The organism is Chitinophaga sp. (assembly GCF_035564935.1).
Taxonomy (GTDB): Bacteria; Bacteroidota; Bacteroidia; order Chitinophagales; family Chitinophagaceae; genus Chitinophaga.
In genome coordinates this window covers 1-4,827 of the sequence record NZ_DATMTE010000157.1, presented here as the reverse complement: position 1 = coordinate 4,827, position 4,827 = coordinate 1, and the positions used below count along the sequence as shown (strand labels likewise).

Annotated in this window: 3 protein-coding genes; all 3 read left to right on the top strand. The window is 45.0% G+C overall.

Annotation, left to right across the window (positions count from 1 at the left end):
* Window positions 1-210 precede the first annotated feature (210 nt).
* On the top strand, window positions 211-2,592 hold the full coding sequence (locus VN105_RS04260) for a TonB-dependent receptor (RefSeq protein ID WP_325638261.1): 2,382 nt from the start codon (window positions 211-213) through the stop codon (window positions 2,590-2,592).
* Between the two features lie 21 nt (window positions 2,593-2,613).
* Entirely contained in the window at window positions 2,614-3,477 is an 864-nt protein-coding gene (locus VN105_RS04255) for a DUF4249 domain-containing protein (RefSeq protein WP_325638259.1), read from the top strand.
* 118 nt (window positions 3,478-3,595) lie between these two features.
* Entirely contained in the window at window positions 3,596-4,480 is an 885-nt protein-coding gene (locus VN105_RS04250) for a sterol desaturase family protein (protein WP_325638257.1), read from the top strand.
* Window positions 4,481-4,827 lie beyond the last annotated feature (347 nt).

Below are 4,827 nucleotides of genomic sequence, written 5' to 3'. Positions count from 1 at the left end.
GTTTAACTGTGCCATCCTGGACTGAGAGCGTCTCCCCGTATTTATTGAAAAGGAAGGCGAAATGCCTTCCTTTTTTCGTTTAAACGTGTTATAACATATTCATGATGTAAAAAAATAATTTATCCCCGTAGGGGTAATATATTTTTGCGGCGTCTTATAAGCATGCTACAAAAACGCAACAGACATTCTATAAAACTGCACCTGACTTTTATGAAAATTAAGGTAACCATGTTGCTGTCACTCCTTCTTATGATCCTGACAGGACACTCAATTAACGCACAGCAGCAACGGTATACCGTAAGCGGCTATGTAAAAGACAAAAAGAACGGGGAAAGCCTGGTAGGCATCTCCATCGGCAAAAGCGGCACCAGCCTGGGTACAGTAAGTAACCAGTACGGATTTTATTCCCTCACGCTTCCAGCCGGGGAACACGAACTCCAGTTCTCCTATATGGGCTACGGTACCTACAAAACTACCGTTGACCTGAAGAAGAACATAACCCTGGATGTTAGCATGGAAGCCACCAGCAGCCAGCTGAACACCGTTACGGTGAATGGCCAGAAACAGGAAAGGACCGTTAATACCCTGAACACCAGTATCAATAAGCTGGATATACAGCAAATGAAAAAGATGCCCACTTTCATGGGAGAAGTAGATGTACTCCGGGCCATCCAGACCCTTCCGGGTGTTAATACCGTTGGGGAAGGCGCTTCGGGCTTTAACGTACGTGGGGGTAACAGCGATGAAAATCTCATCCTGCTGGATGAAGCCCCTGTATACAACTCCACCCACATGCTCGGCTTCTTTTCCGTTTTCAACCCCGATGCCGTAAAAAGCCTGAACCTTATCAAAGGCGGCTTCCCGGCCGAATATGGCGGCAGAACCTCTTCTGTATTGGATATCCGCATGAAAGATGGTAACAACCAGGACTTTAACGTAAACGGCGGTATTGGTAACATCTTCAGCCGCCTGTCTGTAGAAGGCCCGCTCGTAAAAGATAAATCCTCCTTTATCGTGGCCGCCAGGAGATCTTATATAGACCTGCTGATGAAACCTTTTGTGAAGGGAGATATGAAAGATACCAAGCTTAACTTCTACGACATCACCGCCAAGGCCAATTACAAATTCAATAAAAACAACTCCGTATTTGTTAGCGGCTACTTCGGCAGGGATGTTTTTGGTTTTGGAAAAGATGTAAACATGAACTGGGGCAACAGCACCGCTACCGTAAGATGGAACCATGTTTTCACTAACCGCCTGTTCCTGAACCTCACTACTTATTATAGTAAGTACGACTACAGCCTGAAGTTCAGCAATGATTCAAAAAGAGGCGCCAATGAAGATGCACAGGGTTACGACTGGACCTCCAACATCATTAACTATGGATTGAAACCGTCCTTCACCTATTACATCAATTCCACCAACACCCTGCACTTCGGCGTGCAAGGCATTTACTATACCTTTAAACCCGGTACTGGTACCAGCACGGAAGGCGATCTTAAGCATGTAAAACAACTGTCTGATCAGCATGCCCTGGAATCGGCAGTATATGTAGATCATGAATGGAAACCCACCAAGAAATTCGGTATCCAGTACGGAGGCCGTTTATCTGCCTACCAATTCGTAGGAAAAGGAACTGCCTACTACTTCAACGATACCACGCCCGGCATCCGCAAAACACTCATTGGCAGTAAAGAATACGGCGCCAATGACCTCATCAAAGGTTACTACTACTTCGAGCCAAGGCTGAGCGCACGGTATGCATTTACAGATCAGCATGCTGTAAAGCTGGCCTATAGCAGAACCACACAGTTCATGCACCAGCTCTCCAACACCGCATCCCCTACGCCGCTGGATATCTGGACACCCAGCACCAACAATATCAAACCAATGGTGTCTGACCAGTACACTGCAGGCTACTTCTACAATGCGCCCAACGATGCCTACGAACTGTCTGCCGAAGTATTTTACAAAACAACAGACAACCAGCTGGATTATATCGACAACGCTAACCTGCAGCTGAATCCTTTGATCGAAGCAGATCTCCTGCCATCACAGGGACGCGCATACGGACTGGAAGTGTACGCAAAAAAAGATATCGGTAAAACCACGGGCTGGGTAAGCTATACCTTATCCCGCACGGAAAGGAAAACCACCGGCATCAGTATGGATGAATGGTTCCTGAACCGCTACGACCGTACACATAACCTGAACCTGGTATTAACCCATACTTTCACGAAACGTACTTCCTTATCGGCCAACTGGGTATTTGCCTCCGGCACACCAGGAACTTTCGCTGATAACAGGCTGGAATTTCAGGACTGGGACATTCCTTACAACAGTACCGAAAAACGTAACAACTACCGCCTCCCGGCATACCACAGACTGGACCTGTCGATGACCCTGAAAGGCAAACAACTGAAACGCTGGAAAGGAGAATGGGTATTCTCCCTGTATAACGTATATGGCCGCAGGAATGCCTACACCATCTACTTTAAACAAAACGACGACGATCCAACCAAACGGGAAGCAGTGCGCCTGTCTATCATAGGTTCCATCATTCCCGGTATCACATATAACTTCAAGTTTTAATTGTCCAAAATTCAAGACCAGATGAAAAAGTCATTATTCCTCATATTGTTTGCTGTTGTTGCAGGTTTTACGGCCTGCGAAGACAAGATCGACCTGGACATTGCGAAAGGAATATCCTACCCGGTACTGGATGCGTGGATTACCAATGAAGCCGGTATACAAACCATCAAGTTTACCATGTCGGTACCTTATACTGATAACAGTCCCGCTCCCATCATCGATGATGCGAAGATCACCCTGTTTGATCTGACCAGCGGCGATTCGTACCCATTCGTATTTAAAGACAACAAATACACTTACGATGCCTCCGCAAAAGCCATCGGTGTTATAGGCCACGGATATAAACTGCATGTAGAATTGAAAGGTGAAATATTTGAAGCCTTTGACAGCATCAAAAGGGTAACAACAGTGGATTCCATCTCTTATGAATTTAAAACAAAAGAAGAATCTATCAGCGGCAAAGAAGGCTACTACGCAAAGTTTCACGCCAAAGACCTGGCCGGTGCAACCGATTATTACTGGATCCGCTCCTACCGCAATGATACCCTCAGGCGTTTGGAAGACAACTTCTCCATTGACGGCTCTTACGACGAAGGCGTATCTGATGGCAATACCTTTATTTTACCAATTAGAGAGGGCATCACAGATTACGACAAACCTTTCCAGGCAAATGAAAAAGCCATTGTAAGAATGCTTTCTCTTACCCATCCCAGTTATGATTTCCTTACCCAGGTAAATAACCAGGTAAACGCCGGCGGATTATTTGCCAAAGTACTGGAAAATGTAAAAAGCAATGTTCATAACACCACTCCTTCCGGTAAAACAAAGATCCTCGGCTGGTTTGGCACATCTGCTGTAAGTCGCGCTGAAAGAACGTTTAAATAATACCTCTTTTTATATAAAATGCCGCGGGGAAAAGTTTTTCCCGTGGCATTTTTGCTTTAATCTCCCATTGGAAGCCCCATAAAAAATCGTTAACTTCCGTAACGGAAAGTTATCACGTATGCCTCCCGACCTGATCACATATGCCATTCCAGGATTTGTACTGCTGATATTGCTGGAAATTGTTTTTACAGCAATCGATAAAAAGAATATGTATGAACCGAAAGACGCCCTCAGCAGCATCGCTATGGGCCTTGGTAATGTATTCATCGGGATCTTCACCAAAGCTGTTATTTTTGGCATCTACCTCTTCCTCTACCAGTTCCGGCTGTTTACATTAGGGTTTACCTGGTGGGCATGGGTACTGTGTTTTTTTGCAGATGATTTCAGTTACTATTGGTTTCACCGCTGCAGTCATGGTATCCGTTTTTTCTGGGCCTCCCATGTAATTCATCACTCATCTGAAAAATACAACCTCGCTACTGCCCTGCACCAAACGTGGACAGGCAACTTAACCGGTACTTTCACATTCTGGCTCTGGATGCCGCTTGCAGGGTTCCACCCCATAATAGTGATGAGTATGCAGGCTATCAGCCTTATCTACCAGTTCTGGATCCATACAGAAGTTATTCACAAATTACCGGCGCCCATTGAGTATATATTCAATACGCCCTCGCATCACCGCGTGCATCATGGCTCCGATATTGATTACCTGGATCGCAATCATGCGGGCATCCTTATTATCTGGGACCGTATGTTTGGCACGTTCACTCCGGAAAAGCAACGACCGGTATATGGTCTCACCAAAAATATACATACCTATAATCCATTCCGTATCGCTACCCACGAATGGCTGGATATATGGCGCGACGTGAGGCATTCCCGCTCACTCCGTGAAGCCATACATTATATTTTTGATGCCCCTGGCTGGAGTGCAGATGGCAGCCGGAAAACCACCCGGCAGCTGCGGAAGGAGCGGATTTTGTCTGACTCAGGATTAAACTGATTACACTGATTACCCTGATTTGATCATGTTTGATTTTGATGATTTGGGGAGATATAAGCGGATTTTGTCTGACTCAGGATTAAACTGATTATGCTGATTACCCTGATTTGATCATTTTTGATTTTAAAGGATTTGGGGAGATATAAGTGGATTTTGTCTGACTCAGGATTACGCTGATTACACTGATTATCCTGATTTGATCATTTTTGATTTTAAAGGATTTGGGGAGATGTAAAACGGATATTTAGCGAAGGTTGTCTGACTTATGATTATGCCGATTATCTTTTTTGATTTTATTAAGTGGCGATATCTGATTATCCTTTATGGAATTAGCAATAATGGGGGAA

Excerpts from the sequence above, each read along its gene's own strand:
- VN105_RS04260 (WP_325638261.1), top strand. The coding sequence starts at position 211 with ATGAAAATTAAGGTAACCATGTTGCTGTCACTCCTTCTTATGATCCTG.
- VN105_RS04255 (WP_325638259.1), top strand. The coding sequence starts at position 2,614 with ATGAAAAAGTCATTATTCCTCATATTGTTTGCTGTTGTTGCAGGTTTT.
- VN105_RS04250 (WP_325638257.1), top strand. The coding sequence starts at position 3,596 with ATGCCTCCCGACCTGATCACATATGCCATTCCAGGATTTGTACTGCTG.